24 protein-coding genes are annotated in these 23,696 nt (G+C 53.9%); 12 read left to right on the top strand and 12 right to left on the bottom strand.

Annotation, left to right across the window (positions count from 1 at the left end; translation table 11 throughout):
* The first annotated feature begins 307 nt into the window (after positions 1-307).
* Positions 308-1,000, top strand: coding sequence for a YetF domain-containing protein (locus tag KTJ90_RS14155; RefSeq protein ID WP_003854056.1), 693 nt, complete (start codon positions 308-310; stop codon positions 998-1,000).
* Positions 1,001-1,014: 14 nt separating this feature from the next.
* On the opposite strand, the gene KTJ90_RS14150 is transcribed toward KTJ90_RS14155, so the two are convergent.
* Entirely contained in the window at positions 1,015-1,749 is a 735-nt protein-coding gene (locus tag KTJ90_RS14150) for a GNAT family N-acetyltransferase (protein ID WP_003854055.1), read from the bottom strand.
* A 188-nt stretch (positions 1,750-1,937) separates the two neighbouring features.
* On the opposite strand from KTJ90_RS14150, the gene KTJ90_RS14145 reads away from it, so the two are divergent.
* Positions 1,938-2,144 carry a hypothetical protein gene (locus KTJ90_RS14145; protein WP_003854053.1) on the top strand — a complete coding sequence of 69 codons (207 nt, stop codon included), beginning with the start codon at positions 1,938-1,940 and terminating at the stop codon, positions 2,142-2,144.
* A gap of 64 nt (positions 2,145-2,208) precedes the next feature.
* Here KTJ90_RS14145 and KTJ90_RS14140 read toward each other — a convergent pair whose 3' ends face one another.
* Together KTJ90_RS14140 and KTJ90_RS14135 are read right to left on the bottom strand one after the other, a co-directional pair.
* A complete protein-coding gene (locus KTJ90_RS14140; RefSeq protein ID WP_003854051.1) occupies positions 2,209-3,402 on the bottom strand; it encodes a zinc-dependent alcohol dehydrogenase in 1,194 nt (397 codons plus the stop codon).
* 150 nt (positions 3,403-3,552) lie between these two features.
* On the bottom strand, positions 3,553-4,143 hold the full coding sequence (locus tag KTJ90_RS14135) for a hypothetical protein (protein ID WP_003854049.1): 591 nt from the start codon (positions 4,141-4,143) through the stop codon (positions 3,553-3,555).
* Between the two features lie 365 nt (positions 4,144-4,508).
* Between KTJ90_RS14135 and KTJ90_RS14130 the strand changes: the two genes are divergently transcribed.
* From KTJ90_RS14130 to KTJ90_RS14115, 4 genes are all read left to right on the top strand, one after another.
* Positions 4,509-5,795, top strand: coding sequence for an HAAAP family serine/threonine permease (locus KTJ90_RS14130; protein WP_008924991.1), 1,287 nt, complete (start codon positions 4,509-4,511; stop codon positions 5,793-5,795).
* Between the two features lie 235 nt (positions 5,796-6,030).
* Positions 6,031-7,128 carry a TroA family protein gene (locus KTJ90_RS14125; RefSeq protein ID WP_499025065.1) on the top strand — a complete coding sequence of 366 codons (1,098 nt, stop codon included), beginning with the start codon at positions 6,031-6,033 and terminating at the stop codon, positions 7,126-7,128.
* Positions 7,129-7,399: 271 nt separating this feature from the next.
* The gene (locus KTJ90_RS14120) at positions 7,400-7,864 is read left to right on the top strand and encodes an RcnB family protein (RefSeq protein ID WP_078804187.1); all 465 of its coding nucleotides are present in this window, start codon (positions 7,400-7,402) and stop codon (positions 7,862-7,864) included.
* 101 nt (positions 7,865-7,965) lie between these two features.
* A complete protein-coding gene (locus KTJ90_RS14115; RefSeq protein ID WP_008924994.1) occupies positions 7,966-8,802 on the top strand; it encodes a Cof-type HAD-IIB family hydrolase in 837 nt (278 codons plus the stop codon).
* Positions 8,803-8,910: 108 nt separating this feature from the next.
* Here KTJ90_RS14115 and KTJ90_RS14110 read toward each other — a convergent pair whose 3' ends face one another.
* Positions 8,911-10,059: a dehydroquinate synthase/iron-containing alcohol dehydrogenase family protein gene (locus KTJ90_RS14110; protein WP_499025061.1), complete on the bottom strand. Its 1,149-nt coding sequence runs from the start codon at positions 10,057-10,059 to the stop codon at positions 8,911-8,913.
* 292 nt (positions 10,060-10,351) lie between these two features.
* On the opposite strand from KTJ90_RS14110, the gene gntT reads away from it, so the two are divergent.
* A complete protein-coding gene (gntT, locus tag KTJ90_RS14105; RefSeq protein WP_003854041.1) occupies positions 10,352-11,668 on the top strand; it encodes a gluconate transporter in 1,317 nt (438 codons plus the stop codon).
* A 111-nt stretch (positions 11,669-11,779) separates the two neighbouring features.
* On the opposite strand, the gene KTJ90_RS14100 is transcribed toward gntT, so the two are convergent.
* Positions 11,780-12,025 (bottom strand): hypothetical protein, encoded by a 246-nt coding sequence (locus KTJ90_RS14100; RefSeq protein WP_003854040.1) that lies wholly within the window; start codon positions 12,023-12,025, stop codon positions 11,780-11,782.
* 255 nt (positions 12,026-12,280) lie between these two features.
* Between KTJ90_RS14100 and KTJ90_RS14095 the strand changes: the two genes are divergently transcribed.
* From KTJ90_RS14095 to tatE, 5 genes are all read left to right on the top strand, one after another.
* A complete protein-coding gene (locus KTJ90_RS14095; RefSeq protein WP_019105993.1) occupies positions 12,281-12,364 on the top strand; it encodes a small membrane protein YohP in 84 nt (27 codons plus the stop codon).
* A 958-nt stretch (positions 12,365-13,322) separates the two neighbouring features.
* Complete coding sequence (cspE, locus tag KTJ90_RS14090; protein ID WP_006118399.1) at positions 13,323-13,532, top strand: transcription antiterminator/RNA stability regulator CspE; 210 nt, start codon at positions 13,323-13,325, stop codon at positions 13,530-13,532.
* 228 nt (positions 13,533-13,760) lie between these two features.
* On the top strand, positions 13,761-14,192 hold the full coding sequence (locus KTJ90_RS14085) for a GNAT family N-acetyltransferase (protein ID WP_003854037.1): 432 nt from the start codon (positions 13,761-13,763) through the stop codon (positions 14,190-14,192).
* 499 nt (positions 14,193-14,691) lie between these two features.
* Positions 14,692-15,480, top strand: a complete 789-nt coding sequence (locus KTJ90_RS14080) for a deaminated glutathione amidase (protein ID WP_499026529.1) — start codon at positions 14,692-14,694, stop codon at positions 15,478-15,480.
* 173 nt (positions 15,481-15,653) lie between these two features.
* Positions 15,654-15,857, top strand: coding sequence for a twin-arginine translocase subunit TatE (tatE, locus tag KTJ90_RS14075; RefSeq protein WP_003854033.1), 204 nt, complete (start codon positions 15,654-15,656; stop codon positions 15,855-15,857).
* Between the two features lie 122 nt (positions 15,858-15,979).
* Here tatE and lipA read toward each other — a convergent pair whose 3' ends face one another.
* The 7 genes from lipA to mrdA form a co-directional block, all read right to left on the bottom strand.
* Positions 15,980-16,945 carry a lipoyl synthase gene (lipA, locus tag KTJ90_RS14070; RefSeq protein WP_003854032.1) on the bottom strand — a complete coding sequence of 322 codons (966 nt, stop codon included), beginning with the start codon at positions 16,943-16,945 and terminating at the stop codon, positions 15,980-15,982.
* Between the two features lie 169 nt (positions 16,946-17,114).
* Entirely contained in the window at positions 17,115-17,774 is a 660-nt protein-coding gene (gene lipB, locus KTJ90_RS14065) for a lipoyl(octanoyl) transferase LipB (protein ID WP_499025054.1), read from the bottom strand.
* A gap of 80 nt (positions 17,775-17,854) precedes the next feature.
* Positions 17,855-18,118, bottom strand: coding sequence for a DUF493 family protein YbeD (gene ybeD, locus KTJ90_RS14060; RefSeq protein WP_003854030.1), 264 nt, complete (start codon positions 18,116-18,118; stop codon positions 17,855-17,857).
* A 100-nt stretch (positions 18,119-18,218) separates the two neighbouring features.
* Entirely contained in the window at positions 18,219-19,430 is a 1,212-nt protein-coding gene (gene dacA / locus KTJ90_RS14055; RefSeq protein ID WP_003854029.1) for a D-alanyl-D-alanine carboxypeptidase DacA, read from the bottom strand.
* A gap of 131 nt (positions 19,431-19,561) precedes the next feature.
* Positions 19,562-20,638, bottom strand: a complete 1,077-nt coding sequence (gene rlpA / locus KTJ90_RS14050; RefSeq protein ID WP_105099418.1) for an endolytic peptidoglycan transglycosylase RlpA — start codon at positions 20,636-20,638, stop codon at positions 19,562-19,564.
* Positions 20,639-20,648: 10 nt separating this feature from the next.
* Positions 20,649-21,761: a peptidoglycan glycosyltransferase MrdB gene (mrdB, locus tag KTJ90_RS14045; protein WP_033743010.1), complete on the bottom strand. Its 1,113-nt coding sequence runs from the start codon at positions 21,759-21,761 to the stop codon at positions 20,649-20,651.
* A gap of 8 nt (positions 21,762-21,769) precedes the next feature.
* A complete protein-coding gene (gene mrdA / locus KTJ90_RS14040; RefSeq protein ID WP_003854026.1) occupies positions 21,770-23,674 on the bottom strand; it encodes a peptidoglycan DD-transpeptidase MrdA in 1,905 nt (634 codons plus the stop codon).
* Positions 23,675-23,696: the final 22 nt, after the last annotated feature.

Raw genomic sequence — 23,696 nt, 5'->3', positions numbered from 1 at the left:
ACTCATTGAAGTAAAAAGAAAAAAGCGTAGCGGTAAAAGAATTCCAGTCAGAAACAGGATGTTTTTTGGTTAAGTTTCATAATCTGTTTGATAAGCGCAACGTGAACAGCGTCAGCGCTATTTTCAGCTTTATTAACCTTTTCCTTCACATGCAGAGAGGTCAGACTCACCCGCTTTTACGTTACAGCTTCGCTTGCCTTTTGGCGGGCTGGCGACAAGATTTACTTATCACTGGCCTGAATCTGCGGGTCATCAACGGAGGGCTGCGATAATGCGCGTTCCCTTAAAACAGGATGTTTAGCAGACTATGTTCTCATTCGACTGGCACCGTTTCTTACTCAACGATCAACCGGCCACTTTTTTATTTGAGGTGGTGGCGCGGGTCCTGATCGCATATCTGGTGGTATTCACCTTTTTGAAAGTGTCTGGACGACGCGGCGTGCGCCAGCTGTCCCTGTTCGAACTGGTGGTCATCCTGACACTGGGCTCGGCATCGGGTGACGTCACATTTTACGATGATGTACCGGTGTTGCCGGTCATTATGGTGTTTGTGGTGCTTCTGGCCCTCTACCGCCTGACGACCTGGCTGACGGCACACAGCCCGCGCTTTTCACGATTTATTCAGGGCGACGTCATTACGCTGATTAAAGATGGGTTGTATGTGCTGGAAAGTCTGGATCGGCTGAATATTTCCGAAGATGAGTTCTTTATGGAGTTGCGGCAGAGCGGCGTAGAGCATTTGGGACAGGTCCGGCTGGCGCTGGTGGAGGTCGACGGTCAGCTTAGCCTCTATTTCTATGATGATAATGAGATGCGCGCCGGGCTAAGCATACTGCCGCCGGAGCATCGGCAGGATTACAGTACGGTGCCGATCAGCGCCCTTTACGCCTGCACGCATTGCGGGCAAACACAGAGGATAGAAGCCGGGCAGCCGGCCGTCTGTCCGCGCTGTCAGCGGCAGCGCTGGTCTGCGGCACTGAGCGTGCGTCGGCTGCATTAATGGCCCGTGCCTGCTTAACCTTTCCGGCTTGTCGCGTCAGTATCGCCCCGATGAGCACCGGCGAAACAGGCGCTGAGTGAGCGCTTTTGCTCTCCTTCGGCGGTGAAATTATCCGCGCTCAACCAGGCGTTCAGGGCGCGCTGAACGTCTGGCCATTCCCGATCAATCATCGACAGCCAGTCGGTATCCCGATTACGCTGTTTTCGCGTCATGACCTGACGAAAACGGCCCTCAAATCGAAACCCCAGCCGTTCTGCTGCGCGTCGTGACGCCACATTGGTTGAATCACAGCGCCACGCGACTCGCCGATACCCCAGCGAGAAAGCCTGTTGCAGCAGCAGAAAAATCGCCTCGCTGCCGATAACACTACGCTGCATCAGCGGCGACCAGGTGACGTGACCGATTTCAAGGGTGCCATGTTCGGGTTCAATGCTGGCGAAGCAGACCACACCGCAGGGCTGCTGATTCGGCGTGCAGACAGTGAAGGGTACCAGGGCTTTATCAGCAACTTTATCCGCAATCCAGCGCTGCATCTGCATCAGCGAAGCGGGCCGCTCTGCGCTCAGCCAGGTCCAGTCGCGATCATCCGGTGCCAGCATAAAGGCCTGTAACAGCGACGCCGCATGTTCCACGCTAAGCGGTAAAAGAAGGCAGTGCTGTCCCTGGAGAGGAACGCCGTGAGGTCTGGCGACCGGCTGCCAGTCGGGCAACGCTTCACCGACCGGCTGATCAAACTGATTGATGTTCACTGGCATCCTCCTGAAGGGAATAGGGACGGGAAGCGGGAAAACTTTCGAGCTGTACTGACGGGCTATCCTGAACCGCGAGTAAACCCGTCGCAGCTTGTTCCCGCTACCCACATAACTTTGCCTGTTACTGACAGAAAATGAAAACCCTTCAGGCAGCATAGCGACACCGAATTCATTGAGGTGTGCGTATGAAAGTGAGGCTGGCCAGTACATTACTGTTTTTGCTGTTATCGTTTGGCGCGTTTTCACAACAGGTCATCAGTGAAAGTCATCCCCATTCACGCAGTGCGCGACTGCTCGAGCAGGGGAGTCAGGTGGACACGGCGGATTCGCCGGATGAACATCTGCTGGAGCGGCGGGAGTGGCGAAGCAGTCTGGAGCGTAAGCCGTTTTGAAATGAATTCCCCGGCAGAGTTCTCTGCCGGGGAGCAGGGAATGTGGCCCTGCTGGTTCATGTGACTAAATGGTGGCCTGGGAGGCTGCCATGCCAGGCACCAGAATCACCTTGCGACACTCCTCTTCGCGTTTTGCGAAAATATCGTAGCCGCGTGCGGCATCTTCCAGCGGGAGATGGTGAGTTATAATCTCTTCCGGCGTCAGATGGCCCTGCTCAATCAGCTTCAGCAGGTCAGGCAGATAAGCATGGACATGCGTCTGTCCCATCTTAAAGGTCAGCCCTTTGTCGAAGGCATCGCCAAACAGAAAGCCGTGAATAAATCCTGCGTAGACGCCTGGCACGCTGACGATACCGCCACGTCGCACTGCAGCAATACACTGACGCAATGCTTTGCCGCTACTGCCTTCCAGCTTGAGATTGGTGAGCACGGTCTCAGTCATGCTGCCTTTTGCCTCAAACCCGACGGCATCAATTACGGCATCTACACCGCGATTGCCGGTACTGTGTTCGATAATCCAGCCAGCCGGATCATCAATTTCATCGAAATTAATCGGGATTACGCCGTAACGTTCGCGGGCAAAGTTTAAGCGGTAATTATTATGGTCAATCATGTAGATCTGTTCGGCACCCTGCTGGCGGGCGCAGGCAGCACTGAGCAGGCCAACCGGTCCGGCACCGAAAATTGCCAGGCTGGAGCCCGGCTTGACCTCAGCGTTTTTCACCGCCTGCCAGGCAGTGGGCAGAATATCCGACAGGAACAGCACTTTTTCATCCGACAGCACCGACGGCACTTTGAACGGGCCTGTATTGGCTTTGGGCACACGGACATATTCCGCCTGGCCGCCAGGCACACCGCCATAAAGCTTGCTGAACCCAAACAGCGCCGCAGGTGGCGTGATGTTTTTGCGGTTCAGGATGGCGCCTCGTCCACTATTGGTATTTTCACAGGCGGCATACTGACTCATGAGGCAGAAAAAGCAGTCGCCACAGGCGATAACAAAAGGGATGACAACCCGATCACCTTTGGCCACGGCGGTCACGGCGCTTCCGGTCTCAACCACTTCACCCATAAACTCATGACCGAAGATATCGCCATGCCCGGTCCCCGGGATTTTGCCGCGATAGAGATGCAGGTCTGAACCGCAAATAGCGGTAGCGGTCACACGCAGGATAATATCATCGGCGGCTTCCAGTCCCGGATCGGGCACGTTATCCACACTGACTTTATGGGGACCATGATAAGTTAATGCTTTCATCTCTTCATCTCCTGCTGACAAGGGAATGGTGGTCAGGCCAGAAGGCGTGACTACCCGCGGGAAAGACTCAGGGAACCTGAAATCGCAACCTGCCTGAAGTGTAGTAACCCTTTGAGGAGTAAGCAGAGCGGTGCATATGACTGACCTGTATCAGCCGGGCTGACAGGGCGGATGCAGCTGGATCGTAGCGACCGGGGCGGAGGCCGAATCGGGCTGCCAGCGGGCCAGATCGGCAAAGGCACGACGATAAACCGTATCGATCTGCGCCGGAACCTGTTCGATGTAGTGAAACGCATGCTCGCGTGTTTCACCGGTGAGATTCTGCAAATAGTGCCGTGCGTCATCCAGCGTGGGGATCTGGCCTTCCGTTCCCGCCATGCGGGCGGGCAGACCGGTCCAGATTAATCCTTCAATGCCTTTCGTCTGTGCCCACTCCGCCAGCGGTCCGGTTGCGTTCTCTGTCACCGTAATCATGCCGATGCCATCGACGCGGCTGTCCGGAATCGCCTCACGAAGGCGCAATGCACGGCAGGCGCTCTCCAGTGACGCCGTGTTTAACCAGGCCCAGAGTACCTGCACCGGTTTTGCGTTCAGACAGATTGCGGTCGAGAGTTCACCGCCGTCAGCGATGCGCACAAATTCAATCGGTACCGCAGGACCATCATGATGCCACGGACTGGCCACTGGCAGGTCGCCGGTTTTCCAGATTAACGATCCCCATCCCAGGCAGGCAATCTTCATTTTCATCTCCTTTGCATCTGTCGGCGTGATCGCGACAGCGTGAGGTAAAGCGTAGTCCGTTATGCTGAATCGTTGCAGGGATCACCTTTTTAAGGGGGTAAAACCGCCACATAAATGGCATGATCGCCGTGCAGTCGCCTTGCACGATATGACGGATTTTTGCGCAACACATGCGAGTTTATCTTCGTTACTTGAAGTTTTATCGTCATGTAGTGTAAAAAGTGGCGCACGCAATCGATTACCTATGCGCGGGCGGATCAGCGGCACCCTTCACTGATCCGCTTGCAGCAGAGGCGGAGAGCGGGAGAGACCTTTTCCTGCCTGTTGGCTCAAATTAATGGCGGCTTTTTAACACGGAAAATCTGATGAAAACCACGCAAACGGGCACGCTGGGTGCGCTTGAGAGTGACGTCGATACGGGATGGCGTAAAACCGACACCATGTGGATGCTGGGTTTATACGGCACGGCAATTGGCGCGGGTGTACTGTTCCTGCCAATTAATGCGGGTGTCGGCGGTCTGATCCCGCTGATCATTATGGCGGTGCTGGCTTTTCCGCTGACCTTCTTTGCGCACCGCGCTCTGACGCGCTTTGTGCTCTCCGGTAAAAATCCGGCCGGTGATATCACTGAAGTGGTCGAGGAGCATTTTGGCGTCGGCGCGGGCAAGCTGATTACGCTGCTCTATTTCTTCGCTATCTACCCGATACTGCTGATGTACAGCGTGGCGATTACCAATACGGTAGAGAGCCTGATGGTGCATCAGCTTGGCCTGGTGCCACCGCCGCGTGTGCTGCTGTCGCTGCTGCTGATTGTCGGACTGATGACCATTGTGCGTTTCGGCGAGAAGATGATCGTGAAAGCGATGAGCGTGCTGGTTTACCCGTTTGTGGCGGTACTGATGCTGATGGCCTGCTACCTGATTCCACACTGGCACGGCGCGGCGCTGTCGACCCTTAACGTTCAGCCTGCGGGCAGCAGCCTGTGGATGACGCTGTGGCTGGCGATTCCGGTGATGGTCTTCTCGTTTAACCATTCACCTATCATCTCTTCCTTTGCGCTGGCGAAGCGCGAAGAGTATGGCGATGCCGCTGAGAAAAAGTGTTCGCGCATTCTGGCCTGTTCGCACCTGATGATGGTAGTGACGGTGATGTTCTTTGTGTTCAGCTGCGTGCTGAGCCTGTCGCCCGAAGATTTACACGCTGCCAAGGCGCAGAACATCACCATCCTTTCTTATCTGGCTAACCATTTTCAGGTGCCGATGATTGCGTGGATGGGGCCGCTGATTGCCATTGTGGCGATCACCAAATCATTCCTGGGTCACTATCTGGGTGCGCGCGAAGGATTTAACGGTATGGTCAATAAGGCGTTGCGCAGTCGCGGTAAGACCATCGCGCCAGCCAGACTGAATCGCCTGACGGCACTCTTTATGCTGCTGACCACATGGCTGGTGGCGACGCTGGACCCGAATATTCTCGGCATGATTGAGACACTGGGCGGACCGATTATTGCCATGATCCTGTTCCTGATGCCGATGTATGCCATCCAGAAGGTGCCCGCGATGCGTAAATACAGTGGTCACATCAGCAACCTGTTTGTTGTGTTGATCGGACTAATTGCTATCTCTGCAATCTTCTATTCGCTGGTGAAGTAACACGCAACAGGCGCATCTCAGTCACGCTGAGACGCGCCTGCTTTCCTGCCCGCTACTCGCCGTTCTTACTCTCCTCCTCCGCAATTCTGCGCCATCGCTTCGTGATTTCAGCCAGCAGTCGCGTTCCTGATCTTCTCTGCCAGTAGCATCCGGTCAGCAATTTTTACATTTGTTACGTATTCGCATGGTAAAGTAAACGCGAATAATTATTATTCCTTTATGGGACAGGAGAAAAATGAAAATCGGGATTGCTGCAGCTACCACACTTTTACTGTCAACGGCCTGTGCGGCTACCACCTATCCGGTCACCGTGACCGACATGGATGGCCAGAAAATTACGCTGCAAAAAGAGCCGCAACATGTAATTTTGCAGGATGGGCGCGACGTGATGTCGCTGGCACTACTGGATCGACAGAATCCGTTTCAGCGGGTTGTCGCCTGGAACAACCTGCCGAAAAAGCAGGACACTCAGACCTGGGACCTGCTGAAGCAGCGCTGGCCGCAGGCCGCATCCATTGTGGACATGGGCTTTAACGATCAGGGACAGGTCAATCTGGAGAGCGTGCTGGCTAAGCAGCCCGATATGATGATTGCCCAGCTGCGTGCCAAACCGGCCCTGGTGCAGTCAGGCGTGCTGGCGACCCTGAAAAATCTGCATATCCCGGTGCTGTTCCTGGATGATGAACTCCATCCAAAAGAGAATACCCTGAAGAGTGTGAAAGTGCTGGGTACCGTTCTGAACCGCGAAGCCGAGGCGAAAGCCTATGCTGATTTTTACCAGCAGCGCTGGGAGATGCTTCAGCAGAAGATTGCGCAGGTGCAGCACAAGCCGACAGTGTTTATTGAGCCAATTGCCGGCAACAGCGATAACTGCTGCTTTACCCACGGTCATAACGGCTGGGGCGCACTGGTAGAAGCGGTCGGTGGAAAAAATATCGGCTCAGCGTTACTGCCCGGCAGTTCAGGATTTGTGTCGCTGGAGAAGATTATCGCCATGAAGCCGGACGTCTACATCATGACCGGCTCTAAACGCCCGAACAGCAACGTGCTGCCGTTTGGCTACGGTGCCAGCCAGGCCGACGTGACCGCCACCTTTAACCGCCTGCAGAGCCGTACCGGTCTGGAGCAGATCGAACCGATAAAACAGAAGCGGGTGTATGGCGTTTATCACCATTTCTATAATCACCCTTACAACATTATCGGAATGGAAATTCTGGCAAAAGATCTCTATCCGGAGTTGTTCAGGGATCTGGATCCGACGGCTGATTATCACCACATTGTGACGCACTTTACCGGGTTACCGGACGCGCCAGTGATCCTCAGTACGCCATAACCGGATAACGCGTCAGAGAGCGATTCAGCATCCTGACGCATCTCAACGCTTAAACAGTCAGCCTGATGCGTGATTATCAGGCTGACTCTTTGATATCTGGATTACGTCAGGAAAGCTGTCCGGATATGACGCGTGTTAAGAAAGCGCTAAGCAAGCGTAATAGTGTGTAAGTTACCGGATTTTAAGACTTTTGAAGATGTCTCCCGCCACAATTATTGCCATCATGCCAATCAACGGTGCCTGAACAGCCGTTATTTTCGGAGGCAGTATCATGAAAAAAACAACACTTACGCTTATCGCTTCACTTTTGACATGCAGCACACTCTTTTCTCAGGCCTCACGGGCAGACGATCACGGAGACGCACCGCGTATGCCGGTACCACATCAGAATGATGATCATCGTCCTGACAATCGCGGTCCTGACCAGAATCGCGGCCGCGACAATCGCGATCATGATATGGGCAATCATCGCCCGGATCAGGATAACAAACGCCATGGCAGAGAGGGCCGCAATGAACGGGACCATTTCGCCTGGCAGGGGCACGACTTCCGTCGCGGCCATCCTGTTCCGCCAGAATATCGCGGTGACCATTATCGTGTAGCCGACTGGCATGAACGCGGTCTGCGTGAACCGCCACGTGGTTACCACTGGGCAAACATTGATGGCAACTATGTGCTGATTGCTGCCGCGACCGGGGTGATTACCGCGCTGGTGCTGAATAGCGCCCTGAACTGATTCCCGGGGGATGGCTCAGGCCATCCCTCTTTCTTTCCGTTTTGCTGCGCCAGCGGCTATCCTGAGACTCCACTCTGAAATTTCCTGTGTAAGGAGTCATGATGACGACGGTTAAGATGGTTGCGGTAGATATGGATGGCACGTTTCTGGACGATAACAAGCAGTATAATCGATCCCGTTTTCTCGACGGCTATCAGCAACTCACCGCCCGTGACATCAAATTTGTGGTAGCCAGCGGCAATCAGTATTACCAGCTCAAATCCTTCTTCCCGGAGATCGCCAGCGATATCGCTTTTGTGGCAGAGAACGGCGCATGGATTATTGATCGTGATGAGGAGCTGTTTTGCGGTGCCTTTGAACGACGTGATGTGGAAGCGGTCATCGACACTCTGCAAAACGGCAACTATCCCGGCCTGCGTTACCTGCTGTGTGGACGTGACAGCGCGTATTACTTCGAGGGCATGGAAGAGACCTGGCTTAAGAAGATGCGCCACTACTGTCACCGGCTGAAGCCGATTCATCATCTGAATGAGGTGCAGGATGACAGGCTGTTTAAGTTCGCACTGAATCTGTCTGACGATCACATAGAAGCACTGATGGCGGATATTGAGCGTTTGCATCAGGGCCGCGTGGCGGCGACCTCCAGCGGTCACGGTTCGGTAGATTTGATCGTGCCGGGAAATCATAAAGCGCACGGTCTGGATCTGCTGGCTCAACGTTGGGGGATTACGCACGATCAGGTGCTGGCCTTCGGCGATGGCGGTAACGATCTGGAGATGCTCAAACAGTCCGGCTTTAGTTTTGCCATGGGCAACGCGCCAGAGCGGGTGAAGCAGGCGGCGCGCTTTGAAGCACCCTCTAACAACGAGCAGGGCGTGCTGCAGGTGATTGAGCAGATGCTGGCAGGTGAGGGGCCTTTTAGCGCCAGAGAGGCTTAGCCTCGCGTCTCAGAGCGCGGATGCAACAGAATTGCGCTGAGCGGATGCCTGACCTGCCAGGGCTGGCAGGTCAGAATTGCCGGAACCGGGAAGCGAGATTCGCGTTGATCACGCCGTGATTTGCCAGGCCTGCGTAATCATCGTCTGCATCTGTTCGTGGCTGTAATTTACCAGCGAGTTTTTGCTGTTGGCACGCGCCAGAATCCACTCGACCTCGGTGCGGCTCAGTGTGGGGCCATCCTGCCAGAACGGGGTGATCGACTGCGCCTGCAGCCACTGCTTCAGAAACTGTGCCGGTGAATCCGTGGTTTCGCTGAAAAGTTGTGGGTGTAGCTCGGCCATCAGCTTTCGCTGCAGCGGCTGCTCGCTATCAGACAACAGATCCAGGAACGGAAACAGAAGCCGTCCGCATACTTCTCCGTGATGGAACGGTTTTATCGCCCCCAGTTCTCCCGCAATACCATGGATCACGCCGAGACCCGCACTGCTGAGACTGACACCTCCCAGCCACGACGCCATCATCATCGCTTCTCGTGCCTCATCACCAACCGCATCCTCGCGATTGAGTGCAGGCCAGGCCTGAATAAACTGACGCAGACCGGTCAGCGCCAGCTGTCGGGTGAAGAGATTGCCTTTGCTGGAGAGATACGCTTCGAACAGGTGGGTAAAGGCATCAATTCCGCAGGTCGCCAGCACAGAGTCAGGTGCACCTTTCAGCAGATCCGGGTCAAGAATCGCCACCTCTGGCACAAAGACCGGGTGGCGCAATGACGCTTTGATTTGAATGTCCTGCTGATCGGTTACCACCGCATTTTGCGTCACTTCACTGCCGGTCCCGGCAGTAGTCGGAACAGCAATCAGCGGCAACGTGATGGGCTGAACGGCGGTGTCACCCACTTTTTCCAGATAACGGGCGACAGGTAACGGATGCTGTACCATCGCACTGAACGCTTTCGCCGCATCCAGCACACTCCCTCCACCAATCGCGACTACCCGATCAACATGCCCGCGCCAGCGCGCAACCCAGCCATCAATTTCAGGGGGTGAGGCTTCATGGCTGACAATTTCGTAGCCAATAATGTGATCGTTGAGGCCAGCTTTCAGCCGGGCGTAGGCCGGGCCCTGCAGGAAAGATTGTCCGCAAAACAGCAGGGTAGGCTGTGAACGGGCGGCCAGCAGCGGCACCAGCTTATCCAGACTACCGCGGCCAAAAAGGGTTCGTTGATTACTGTACAGCTCACTCAGGTTCTCACTCACCAGTGCATCCTTTTTACATTTCACTAAAATCTGAGTGTAACGAAAAGCGCGGCGTCGACACTGGCAAACTTTCTGATAACGCATCGGCAAAAAGTTGATCACCTTCGCAAAACAGAAATTCACCGTCGGCGGGGTGATGCTTTCCTGCGGATGTTACCCTTAACATGTTATCGGTAACAGCGTTTGTCGGGATGTGTAAACATCTTACAAAGGCACTGTTTTGTCGCCCTACGGGGATCATGATAATAAATCGACACCGTATTCCGTTCGGTGCACAAGGTGGAGAAAAGCTATGCCATTACTCTATGTGGCGATCGGCGTCGCGCTACTGTTGCTGCTGATGATTCGCTTTAAGCTCAATGGATTTATCGCGCTCATCCTGGTGGCGCTGGCCGTCGGCGTGATGCAGGGCATGCCGGTGAATAAAGTTATTACCTCAATCAAAGCGGGTGTAGGTGGCACGCTGGGCAGCCTGGCGTTGATCATGGGCTTTGGTGCCATGCTCGGTAAACTGCTGGCCGATTGCGGCGGGGCGCAACGTATCGCGACCACCCTGATTGAGAAATTCGGCACAAAGCACATTCAGTGGGCGCTGGTGCTGACCGGTTTTATTGTCGGATTTGCGCTGTTCTATGAAGTCGGCTTTGTACTGATGCTGCCGCTGGTATTCAGCGTGGCGGCGTCGGCGCGTGTGCCGCTGCTCTATGTCGGGGTGCCGATGGCCGCTGCTCTGTCCGTGACGCACGGTTTCCTTCCGCCCCATCCGGGTCCAACCGCCATTGCCACGCTGTTTAACGCAGACATGGGTAAAACGCTGCTGTTTGGCACGCTGCTGGGTATCCCTACGGTGATTCTGGCAGGTCCGGTCTACGCACGTTTCCTGAAAAATATCGATAAACCGATTCCACAGGGGCTCTATAACCCGAAAACGTTTACCGAAGCGGAAATGCCCAGCTTTGGCGTGAGTGTCTGGACGGCACTGGTACCAGTGGTGCTGATGGCGCTGCGTGCCGTGGCGGAGATGCTGCTGCCAAAAGGCCACGTGCTGCTGCCCTATGCGGAGTTCTTTGGCGACCCGGTCATGGCGACCCTGATTGCGGTGCTGATTGCCATCTTCACCTTTGGACTGAATCGTGGCCGCACGATGGAACAGGTGATGGATACCCTGACCGACTCGATCAAAATCATTGCCATGATGTTGTTGATCATCGGTGGTGGCGGTGCCTTTAAACAGGTGCTGGTGGACAGTGGCGTAGATAAATATATCGCCAGCATGATGCACTCAACGCAGCTGTCACCCATCTTTATGGCGTGGTCGATTGCCGCAGTGCTGCGTATTGCGCTGGGCTCTGCCACGGTAGCAGCGATTACTGCCGGCGGTATTGTTGCACCGCTGATTGTTACCAGTGGCGCCAGCCCGGAACTGATGGTGATCGCCGTGGGGTCCGGCAGCGTGATCTTCTCTCACGTTAACGACCCTGGATTCTGGCTGTTCAAAGAGTATTTCAACCTGACGATTGGCGAAACCATTCGCTCCTGGTCTGCGCTGGAAACCATTATTTCGGTTTGTGGCCTGGTGGGTTGCCTGTTGCTCTCCTGGGTGATTTAACCTGTCGTCGCTGGCAAATCTGTCAGCGGCGCTCTGTTCTGACCGGGTGCACGACGTTAAAACTAAAAAGGGCCGCAAGTGCGGCCCAGGCTGTCACTTAATTCTGACGCCTTAGTGAGGCGGTTCAAAACCGGCTTTCACCATCTCTTCCCGCAGCGCACGTGCAATTTCACGGTTGCCGCCAGTGACCGGGTAGATCACGTTATTCACCACATCATCAAGATAGTGCTCGTCAAACTCCTGCATAGAGAGCTGCGTGCCGCCTTCATCGTTGATGGCGAAAGAACCTCTGATGTGGTTACCGCTGTTTTTGGCCTTAAGGCTGTAGCGGCCCATGCTGGTATTAATCGTGCTCATAAGATCTCCTCGCGACTCATTTCAGTCTCATCACTATTGAGGCCTGCCTTGCCGCATAAATTTTAGCCAGGAGTATTCTTTAAAACGAAAAAAGAGTGCCGGTAAAAACTGGTGTTGCGATCGCTATCCCAGAAAGCAAATAAAGAGCAGGATTGGTGAACTTTTGACCAATTGAAGCCTGAGTGAAGCGGCGCGATAAATATTCCTGTCTATACTGCCTACAGGAAACATGTCTAATCAGTGAGGGAAAAGGAAATGAAAATTATTCTGTGGATTATCGCGATTATCTTTATCGTCGGCCTGCTGACCCTGACAGGGGTGTTCAAACTGATTTTCTGATTTTTGTAAAAGCTTCAGCAACAACGGGCACCTAATCAGGTGCCCGAACTGTTTTCTGGCTGGCCAGCAGACACTGTGTAATGGGATCCATCGGCGTCGTGGGCAGCAGATCCTGGGAATCCAGGCATTTTTTACAGTTCGCACAGCGGGCACCATGAACGTTGTGCTCTTCCTCGTGATATTCCGTAAAAACGAATCGGGTGCTTCCGCACTGACTGCAGCGTATCTTCATCACCATCCTGTGCCTCACTCTCCTTTTCATTTGCCCGGAAGGAAGCTATCCCCTCACCGGTTAAGCGGACGTAATCTATTGCCGGGTAATATTATTCCGGCTCGCCATAAGAAAAGTAGTTGCTCATAACGTTAATTGTTTGTTGCCAGATGCGAATCCGGACACTAAAAAGCACTTCATTGATCTTTATCAAGGCTTGCCTGCTTTTGGTGAAAATATCAGCAGGTGGCCTGCTCTCACTGGGGGCAATGGCACAGCAGTCTCAATATTGTCTGAGAAAAAGTCGTTTCGGCGGATAGGAATTTGCGATCAACTGCACATTAAATAACCAGACGCGTTACGGCGGCCTCCGGAAGCAGGGAAATCGGATTTTTATGCTGAGGTTTACTACCCGCAGGACGATAAAAAATAACGCTTTTGAGACGATCGTTATCAGTAATAACAGGAATACGTCTTAATAAGATTTTCCTTTTTAACCTCAAAACGTCACGGTGCTAAAGATCAAAAAGGTTTGCCTTTCCAGCAGGTTAGTGGAAGACACAGGCCATACGTCTGATCCCTGCTGATGAGTGTTTCGCAAGTCGAAAAGCAGGAAAGTGTGATGCATGTACGGAAAGTCGATATTTATCACTTTTTCATCAAATCATGCTGGACAAATCCCTCAGCAATTGCTGTACTAGACGCCGACACAGTTTAGTGTCCATTTTTCATGTAAAGGTAATATAGATGTCTAAGATCAAAGGTAACGTTAAGTGGTTTAATGAATCTAAAGGATTCGGTTTCATTACTCCTGAAGATGGCAGCAAAGATGTATTCGTACATTTCTCTGCAATCCAGAGCAACGGCTTCAAAACTCTGGCTGAAGGTCAGCGCGTAGAGTTTGAAATCACCGACGGCGCTAAAGGCCCATCTGCTGCTAACGTTATCAGTCTGTAAGTTAACAGTCAGAATTCTAAAAACCCGCCTTATGGCGGGTTTTTTTATGGCTGTAATCTGCGCTTCATCCCTCACATCGTAACCTTCTGAATTGTCCCCAGGGGCGCACAAACTGCGCGGCGGTTCACAATAAATCCTCGTAACATATTTATAACAACCAGCTGTGCAGCTTTTTAGCCTGCGACGCTATATAACAGTGCTACAGAACCCGATGAGTGAGGAGACAGGATGAACATACGGCATGCGGAGTTGAGAGACAGTTTTGCGTTGAGTGCCTTGCTGAGTGAGTTAGGCTACGGCGGCACTGAAAGTTTCATTGAGCAGCGTCTGGCGCAGTTATGCAGCGATCCCAGTGAAGCGCTGTTAGTGGCTGAACTGGGCAGTCAGGTTCTGGGTTTCCTTTCACTTCATTTTATTCCTCAGCTGGCCCTGGCCGGTGATTTCGCCCGCATCAGTTACTTCTGTATTGCGGAAGGTGAGCGCAGCAAAGGCGTCGGCCAGCAACTGCTCCAATATGCCGAAACGCTGGCAGCCCGCCGTGGCTGCGATCGTATGGAAGTCCATTGCCATCAGTCACGGCTCAAGGCGAATCAGTTTTACGCGCGCGAGGGTTATGCTGAATCACCCTGTTATCTCATTAAAAATCTGCAAGCGGGTTAAATTCCCGTCCTGAGGCGATGACCAGTGCCTCGGCAATCATCTCCCGCTGTTCATCCCTGAGGCTGGCGACAGGGATTATTGCTGACCTGCTACCACAGCATTTGTTCTTTGCCAGCACTTTCTGCTTCCTATCTGGTTTCAGGACAGCATAAACAGTTGTCCGACTGCTGATTAGCGCCGTTACCTCTCGTGATGCAGACACTCTCTGCATACCCATCGGGACGGCGTCCACGCAGAACACGCACTGAAGCTGTTAGCGGTATTAAGGGCGGCGAGCGATAGCGCTTAGAGGCTATGGCGGTATAAAAGAAAACAGGATGACATTGCACTGGCTGTACAATGCCGAAGCACAGCGCAGGAATAAGCGGCGATCAGGTTCGTTTTAAAGAGAACAGACAACGATCGCCGGCTCTGGATGCGAGCATTCTCTGCAAGGGCTTAATCACTGATGAGTGACGCGGGAAGTGACACTTCTGGTCGCTGGGGGAGGAAAGAGATGATGAAAGTTGCACTGGGACAATTTGCGGTCAGCCGTGAATGGCAGGAGAACGCTGATAGCTGTCTGGCTCTGATGAAGCGGGCAGCAGAGGGAGAAGCGGATCTGCTGGTCCTGCCAGAAGCTGTTCTGGCGCGCGATAATACCGATCCCGATTTAGTGGTGAAAGCCGCACAGCCGCTGGATGGCCCTTTTATCACAAAGTTGCTGGCTGCCAGTGAGCATAATGCGCTGACCACTATAATGAGCGTCCATGTCCCCAGTGACCAGCATAAAGCGCTCAATGTACTGGTGGCTATCCGCAACGGCGAAATTATTGCCACCTATGAAAAGCTGCATCTGTACGATGCATTTGCCGTGCAGGAATCGCAACGGGTCAATCCAGGCCATGTCATTCCACCGCTGATTGAGGTTGCGGGTATGAAAGTCGGATTAATGACCTGCTATGATGTGCGTTTCCCGGAACTGGCACGACGACTGGCGCTGGACGGTGCAGAAGTGCTTGTGTTGCCTGCAGCATGGGTGAAAGGCCCGCTGAAAGAGATGCACTGGGATTTACTGACCCGTGCCCGCGCGCTGGAGAACACCTGCTATATGGTGGCGGTGGGCGAGTGTGGCCCACGCAATATTGGCAACAGTCTGGTGGTCGACCCGCTGGGGGTAGCGGTGGCGAATGCCGCGGAGTCCCCGACACTACTGTTTGCTGAACTCGACCCGGAACGCGTCGTCTATGCCCGACAGATGCTGCCGGTACTGGAGAACCGGCGCTTTGCGCGTCCTGAACTCAAGTGATCTAAGGATAAAAATCCATGACGACAAAGCGAGCAAAACGCTGAGTGCTGGCACTTGTGCATACTTAATCGGCCTCTCTGAGATCTCACTCTGTTACAGATTCCAGTTGTCGCCGCAGGCAAACTGCGCGTAAATAACAGTCACCGTGATTTGAATAAGTTGAAAGGTTAAATATGGAAGGTATCAGTATTGCCAAGCTGCTGATTATCGGTGCGCTTATCGTACTGCTTTTTGGTACCAACAAGTTGCGCTCACTGGGCGGCGATCTGGGCTCCGCGATTAAGGGCTTCAAAAAAGCCATGAAAGACGAAGATACCAGCGCAACCCGAACAACCGCTGAAGACGTACCGGCAGAACGCGTCGTTCATAAAGATTAATCGGTTATTTGCTGAAAATAACTGTTACTTTTTATTTCAGGCAACGTCAGGCACGCATAAAAAAACCAGGCTGTTTCCAGTCTGGTTTTTTGTTTTTCAGGCTTCTGATAGCGGAGGCCGGCTTATTTCACTTCTTCGCCTTTGGCCTGCATATCCGCATGATAGGAAGAGCGGACAAACGGACCGCATGCGGCATGGGTGAAGCCCATCGCCATCGCTTCTTCTTTCATCTCATCAAATTCAGCCGGGCTGACGTAGCGCTGAACCGGCAGGTGGTGACGGCTCGGCTGCAGATACTGGCCCAGAGTCAGCATGGTGACACCGTGGCGACGCAGATCGCGCATCACTTCCACGATTTCGGCGTTGGTCTCACCCAGCCCAACCATCAGACCCGATTTGGTCGGGATATCCGGATGCGCTTCTTTGAACCGCTCCAGCAATTTCAGTGACCATTCGTAGTTAGCGCCCGGCCGCACCTGGCGGTAGACGCGTGGTACGTTTTCCAGATTGTGATTAAACACATCCGGTGGCGTTGCGGTGAGAATTTCCAGCGCACGGTCCATGCGGCCACGGAAGTCCGGAACCAGTGTTTCAATTTTAATCGTGGGATTTTTTTCGCGAATGGCGCGGATACAGTCTGCAAAATGTTGTGCACCGCCATCACGTAAATCATCGCGGTCAACAGAGGTGATCACGACGTAGCGCAGGCCCATATCGGCAATCGTCTGCGCCAGTTTTGCCGGTTCGTTAGCATCAGGCGCATTAGGACGGCCATGTGCCACATCGCAGAACGGACAACGACGGGTACAGATAGCACCAAGAATCATAAAGGTGGCAGTACCGTGGTTGAAGCATTCAGCAAGGTTAGGGCAGGAGGCCTCTTCGCAGACTGAGTGCAGCCCGTTTTTACGCATCGCGGCTTTAATGCCCTGAATACGACTGGAGTCAGCTGGCAGCTTGATTTTCATCCATTCCGGCTTACGCAACATCTCCTGCCGTTCAACAGCCACGGTTTTCACCGGGATCAGCGCCATTTTGTCTGCGTCACGATATTTGACGCCGCGTTCCATCTGAATTGGTTTACTCATAAATCAGCAGGTTCCGGTCGGATTGCGATTTGAAAGCGTTCCCACTCAAACCGGGAAGGGGGCTTTCAACTTTATTTGAAAAAAGTGCAAAAATTATATCATCACATCGCCTGCGAAGCAGCCACAGTCAGCACGGATACGTTACATATTTGTAAATTCGCATTCTGCGTTAAGGCTTAACAGGGAGATCGCCTGATATCCATTCAACATTTTCATAACCTGACAGCCGCGCAAAGGCGCTGACCAGCGGAGAACGTACCTGCTCCGTTGTCACCTCTGGCTCAAAATTTTTCAACTGGGTCATGCTCATCCCGGCGTAACCACAGGGATTGATGCGCAGGAAAGGAGATAAATCCATGGCCACATTCAGCGCCAGGCCGTGAAATGAACAGCCTTTGCGGATGCGTAATCCCAGTGAACAGATTTTCTCTTCCCCGACATAAACGCCAGGAGCATCCGCGCGGGCGCGGGCGCTGACGCCGAACTCTGCCAGCGTCGCGATTACCGTCTCTTCCAGAATGGTCACCAGCTGGCGCACACCGAGTTTACGGCGTTTCACATCGATGAGGACGTACATCACCTGCTGTCCCGGCCCGTGATAGGTCACCTGACCGCCACGATCGCTCTGCACCACCGGAATATCGCCTGGCATCAGCAGATGCTCCGCTTTTCCCGCCTGACCCTGCGTAAAGACCGGAGGATGCTCGACCAGCCAGATTTCGTCACGACTCTGGTCATCGCGCTGGTCGGTGAAGTGATGCATGGCGTCGGAGACAGATTGCCAGTCGCTCAGACCGGACTGACGGACAAAGAGGGTTTCAACTGACAAAACGATAGCCCGCTAAAGGAAATAACGTTAAGAATAGCGTCGGCAAACCGTCAGGCAGAGGCGCCTTGCCGACCCGTAAATTACAGGACCATCCGCACGATTTCGATGTTGCCCAGCTCTTCGTACAGGCGTTCAACCTGCTCGATGTGGGTGGCGGTGATAGTGATGTTTACGGAGTGATAGTTGCCTTTGCTGCTCGGCTTAACTTCAGGGCTGTAGTCGCCGGGCGCATGACGTTGCACCACTTCAACCACTTGATCAACCAGCTCCGGTTGCGCCAGACCCATTACTTTGTAGGTAAACGGGGTAGGAAATTCGAGCAGCTCATTCAGTTTGGTTTTCATATTAACTCCGGTGCATAAAAAACAGGCTCCCGCCTGAGCGGGAGCATCATAATATCCTGTAATGGGGGCAGAAGGGTGATTTTTCAATCACCCCTTACGCTTAACCGAACCAGTGATGGAACATCAGTTTGATGTAATCAACGATACGGCCAAAGAAACCACCCTCAGAAACTTCGTTCAGCACCACCAGCGGACGCTGTTCGATAGTTTTGCCATCCAGCTGGAAGTTGATGCTGCCCACAACCTGGTTTTTCTTCAGTGGCGCGTGCAGTTCTGTATTGGTCAGCACATAGCTGGCTTTCAGATCTTTCATACGGCCACGTGGAATGGTCAGGTAAGCATCTTTTTCCACGCCCAGTTGTACACGGTCATTATCACCAAACCAGACTGGCTCAGAAGCGAACTCTTTGCCTGCTTTCAGTGGCGCAACAGTTTCAAAGAAACGGAAGCCCCAGGTGAGCAGTTTCTTGCTCTCAGTTTCACGGCCTTTATAGGTATGACCGCCCATCACAGCGGAGATCAGGCGCATCTGGCCTTCGGTCGCTGACGCCACCAGGTTGTAACCGGCTGAGTTAGTATGACCGGTTTTGATCCCATCCACGTTCAGGTTGGTATCCCACAGCAGACCATTACGGTTCATCTGACGGATATTATTGAAGGTGAACTCTTTCTCTTTATAAACAGCATACTCTTCCGGTACGTCGCGGATCAGCGCCTGGCCGATCAACGCCATGTCGCGCGCGGAGCTGTACTGACCTTCCGCGTCCAGGCCATGAACGGTCCCGAAGTGGGTATTCTGCAGGCCAAGCGCTTTGACGTAGTTGTTCATCAGGTTAACAAAGGCATCCTGACTGCCAGCGACATAGTCAGCCATCGCAACGCAGGCGTCGTTACCGGACTGCAGGACAATGCCACGGGTCAGCTGTGAAACCGGCACGCGATCGCCTGGTTTCAGGAACATCAGCGAAGAACCTTTAAACACCGGGTTGCCGGTCGCCCAGGCATCCGGGCCGACGGTCACCAGATCATCCTGATGAATTTTGCCCGCTTTCACGGCCTGACCAATGACATAGCTGGTCATCATCTTGGTCAGACTGGCAGGATCGCGGCGTGCATCGGCGTTTTTCTCTGCCAGCACTTTGCCTGAGTTGTAGTCGATGAGGACATACGCTTCGGCATCAATGTCCGGCACGCCCGGAATCATGGTCTTGAGATTGACGTCATCAGCAATAGCAGCATGGCTGAGAGAGATAGCGATCAGTGATCCCACTGTCAGGCGTTTCAGTAAACGAGATGATTTCAGCGTGTTCATGTGTAGGACTACAACATCCGTGAGTTTGAGGTTAAAAATGTCACTCATCATAACCAATGCCAGATTTTCTGGCACCGGGCATGATGATTGGGTTGTTAGCAGACGTAACCTGCAGTGCTCTGAACCACGGTTCAGCGACGTGTGTTCGTAATAAATGACGCGGCCTGGCCTTCACTGCTCAGGCGCTGTTGCAGCGCAGCCGCTTCGGCGCGGGAGGTATAACCACCAAGCTGTACGCGATAGACATTGTTGCCCGCGTTTTCAACCTTGCCGGGCACACCATAACGCTGGCTCAGGCTTTTCATCATCTGCTGCGCACGCGCCGGATCGTTCAGCGCACCAACCTGCACCACATAGCCATCGGCGGAACCACTGCTGGCTGCAGGCGAGGCACTGGCTGCTGCGGGTGCGGAACTGGCAGGTGCGGCGGCTGGCGGCTCGTTACCTTCCAGTACACCGTTCGCTAATGGCTGGGGTGCGCCAAGAAAGCCGCTGCTCTGGACTGGCGCGCCCATGTTGTCACTGCTCTGCAGCGTGCTGTTGCTGATGGCTTCAACATTCTGTGCAGGTGGTTCAGAAGGGGCTGCGCTGCCGCCGTTCATCACCGCGCCGCCACTCAGATCCGGGCGGGCAGGCAGAGAGTAGCTCTGTTTGGCTACCACGGTTCCGATGGTGCCGGGACCTGAGAGCGTGCCGTCGGGTGCGACCTTGATGTAGTCGACCCGCACCCGCGAATTGTTAGAGATATTCAGGCGATCACCGGCAGCCCGCGACAGGTCGATAATACGTCCCGGCGTGTAAGGGCCGCGATCGTTAACGCGCACCACAATCTGACGGCCATTCGCGATATTGGTCACGCGCACATAACTCGGCAGCGGCAGAGTAGGGTGAGCCGCAGTCAGCGCATCGGGATCGTAAGCTTCACCGGTGGCGGTGCGGTTTCCCTGTGCCTCTTCACCGTACCAGGTTGCCAGACCGACTTCGCTGTAGTTCGACGGATCTTTGATAATGCGATAATTTTTGCCGTTAACGCTGTAATCCTGGCTGGTGCCCGGATTGATTGGCTCATAACGTGGCTCAACGCCTGGAATCTCTACCACCGGTCCGTTGTAAGCCGGTTGCGGCGGCGCCGTATTTTGGGGTTCGGGCGTGGTACAGGCCGCCAGAACCAGTGATGCCAGTGCAACGCCAAGCCATTCCTTACGCATCTGCAGCCTCTTAGACACTTTTAGATAACATTTTTCGGTGAGTGTGGATCGACATCACAATGCCAAATCCCGCCATAAGCACGATAAGCGCGGAGCCGCCATAACTGACCAGCGGCAGCGGCACGCCAACTACCGGTAAGATACCACTAACCATGCCAATGTTAACGAAAACATAAACGAATAAAATCAGCATTAAACCGCCCGCCATAACACGGCCAAAGGTGGTCTGCGCCCGGGCTGCTACCACCAGTCCCCGCATGATCAGCAGCAGATAGAGGGCGAGCAGCAGCAGCACGCCGACCAGCCCTAACTCTTCGGCCAGGACCGCGAAGATAAAGTCAGTATGACGTTCCGGCAAAAACTCCAGCTGAGACTGGGTGCCCTGCAACCAGCCTTTGCCGCGCAGTCCGCCCGAGCCAATCGCGATTTTCGACTGGATGATGTGATAACCGGCACCCAGCGGGTCCGTTTCCGGATCGAGCAGCATCATGACGCGGTCGCGCTGATAGTCGTGCATCAGGAAGAACCACAGAATCGGGATAAAGGCGGCGACCAGCAGTACCGCCACGCTAATCAGTTTCCAGCTCATTCCTGAGAGGAAAAGCACAAACAGGCCTGAGGCGGCAATCAGAATCGAGGTGCCGAGATCGGGCTGTGCGGCCACCAGCAGAGTAGGCAGGAAGATCAGAATCAGCGCGATACCGGTATTTTTCAGCGTCGGCGGACAGACATCGCGGTTGATAAAGCGCGCCACCATCAGCGGCACCGCGATCTTGGCAATCTCCGAAGGCTGGAAACGCACAAAGCCGAGATCGAGCCAGCGCTGGGCCCCTTTACTGATCTGTCCAAAAGCATCCACTGCCACCAGCAGGATGACGCAGACAATATAGAGATAGGGCGCCCAGCCTTCATAAACGCGCGGCGGCACCTGCGCCAGCACAATCATGATCACCAGACCCATCGCGATCTGCCCGAGTTTACGCTCCATCATGCCAGGATCCTGTCCGCTGGCACTCCAGATCACCACGGCGCTGTAGGTCAGCAGCGCGAGAATGATCAGCATAAACATCGGATCGATGTGGATGCGCATCCAGATCGATCGTTTCTGCGGACTATCTTGCATCGACATGTTTATTCACCTTCATAACCGGGCGGCACAGGGGCGGCGTCCGGCAGAACTGTATTGTTATCACCCAACATAATGTGATCCAGAATCTGGCGCATGACGGTGCCGACAGCCGGACCGGCGCCACCGTTTTCCAGGATAATGGTCACAGCGACCCGAGGTTTGTCATAAGGGGCAAACGCGGTCATTAATTTATGGTCGCGTAATCGTTCAGCAATTTTATGGGCGTTATACGTTTCGTTCTCTTTCAGGCCGAAGACCTGTGCGGTACCGGACTTGGCGGCGATTTTATAGGGCGCATCAGCAAAACTCTTGTGCGCGGTACCATTAGGGCGATTCGCCACGCCGTACATGCCATCTTTGGCGATTTCCCAGAAGCCGGAATGGATATCACCAATCGGGGCCTCAGGCGGCTGACGATAGGGCACCAGGGTACGACCTTCGCGGGTAGCACGCAGCATATGCGGCACCTTGACGACACCGTCATTGATTAAAATCATCATCGCTTTGTTCATCTGCAGCGGGGTTGCCGTCCAGTAACCCTGACCGATCCCCACCGGAATGGTATCACCCTGATACCACGGCTTTTTAAACCGTTTCATTTTCCAGTCGCGGGTAGGCATATTACCGGCGCTCTCCTGCGGCAAATCGATGCCGGTACGGCTGCCATAACCAAATTTGTTCATCCACTCCGACAGGCGGTCAATACCCATGTCGTAGGCGACCTGATAGAAGAAGGTATCAGCAGACTCTTCCAGTGCTTTGGTGACGTTCAGACGGCCGTGGCCCCACTTTTTCCAGTCACGAAAACGCTTTTCTGAACCCGGAAGCTGCCACCAGCCGGGATCAAACAGACTGGTGTTACGGTTGATCACGCCCGCACTCATGGCAGAAACCGCGACATAAGGTTTGACTGTGGAAGCCGGTGGGTAAGCCGCCTGAATGGCGCGGTTGTAGAGCGGGCGGTTTTCATCTTCCAGCAGTCCACGGTAATCCTTACTGGAAATACCGTCGACAAATAAGTTGGCATCGTAGCTCGGCGTAGAGACCATGGCGAGAATTTCGCCGGTGCGCGGGTCGCTGACCACCACTGCTGCGCGACTTCCCGCCAGCAGAGTCTCGACATATTGCTGCAGTTTGAGATCGATCGTCAGATAGATATCACGTCCAGCCTGAGGTGACTCCTCATGCAACTGGCGAATAACGCGGCCACGATTGTTAACCTCTACCTCTTCAAAGCCGGTTTTGCCGTGCAGCAAACTCTCGTAATACGCTTCAATCCCCAGCTTACCGATATCGTGTGTTGCGGCATAGTTCGGCCATATGCCCTCTTTATCGAGGCGGGCAACGTCACGGTCGTTGATTTTTGACACGTAGCCGACGACATGCGTCAGCGTGGCACCGTAAGGATAGTAGCGGCGCTGATAACCTTTCACTTCCACGCCGGGGAAACGGTACTGATTAACCGCAAAGCGCGCCACCTGCACTTCATTCAGACCGGTTTTAACCGGGATAGAGGTGAAACGACGTGAGCGTTTACGCTCTTTCTGGAAATTCTCGAGGTCTTCATCCGTCAGCTCAAGAACCGGACGTAAGTTTTCCAGCGTCTGTTGCAGGTTATCGACTTTTTCCGGGACAAGTTCAGCCTGATAGATGGTGCGGTTCAGTGCCAGCGGGGTGCCGGTACGATCGTAAATTATGCCGCGACTGGGCGCGACAGGCACCAGTTTGATGCGGTTCTGGTTAGAGCGGGTGCTGTAATCATCAAAGCGAAGAATCTGCAGGTGGTAGAGGTTAACCACCAGAATTGACGAGAGCAGTAAGATACCGACGAAGGCGATAAACGCCCGACGGACAAAGAGTTTCTGTTCGGCGCTGTAATCGCGAAAGGCGTTGCTTTGTAATTTCATCCGCTACTTGTCATGTCTGATG

The organism is Pantoea jilinensis (genome assembly GCF_019104105.1).
GTDB lineage: Bacteria > Pseudomonadota > Gammaproteobacteria > Enterobacterales > Enterobacteriaceae > Pantoea > Pantoea eucalypti.
This window is presented reverse-complemented; position numbering and strand designations above follow the sequence as displayed.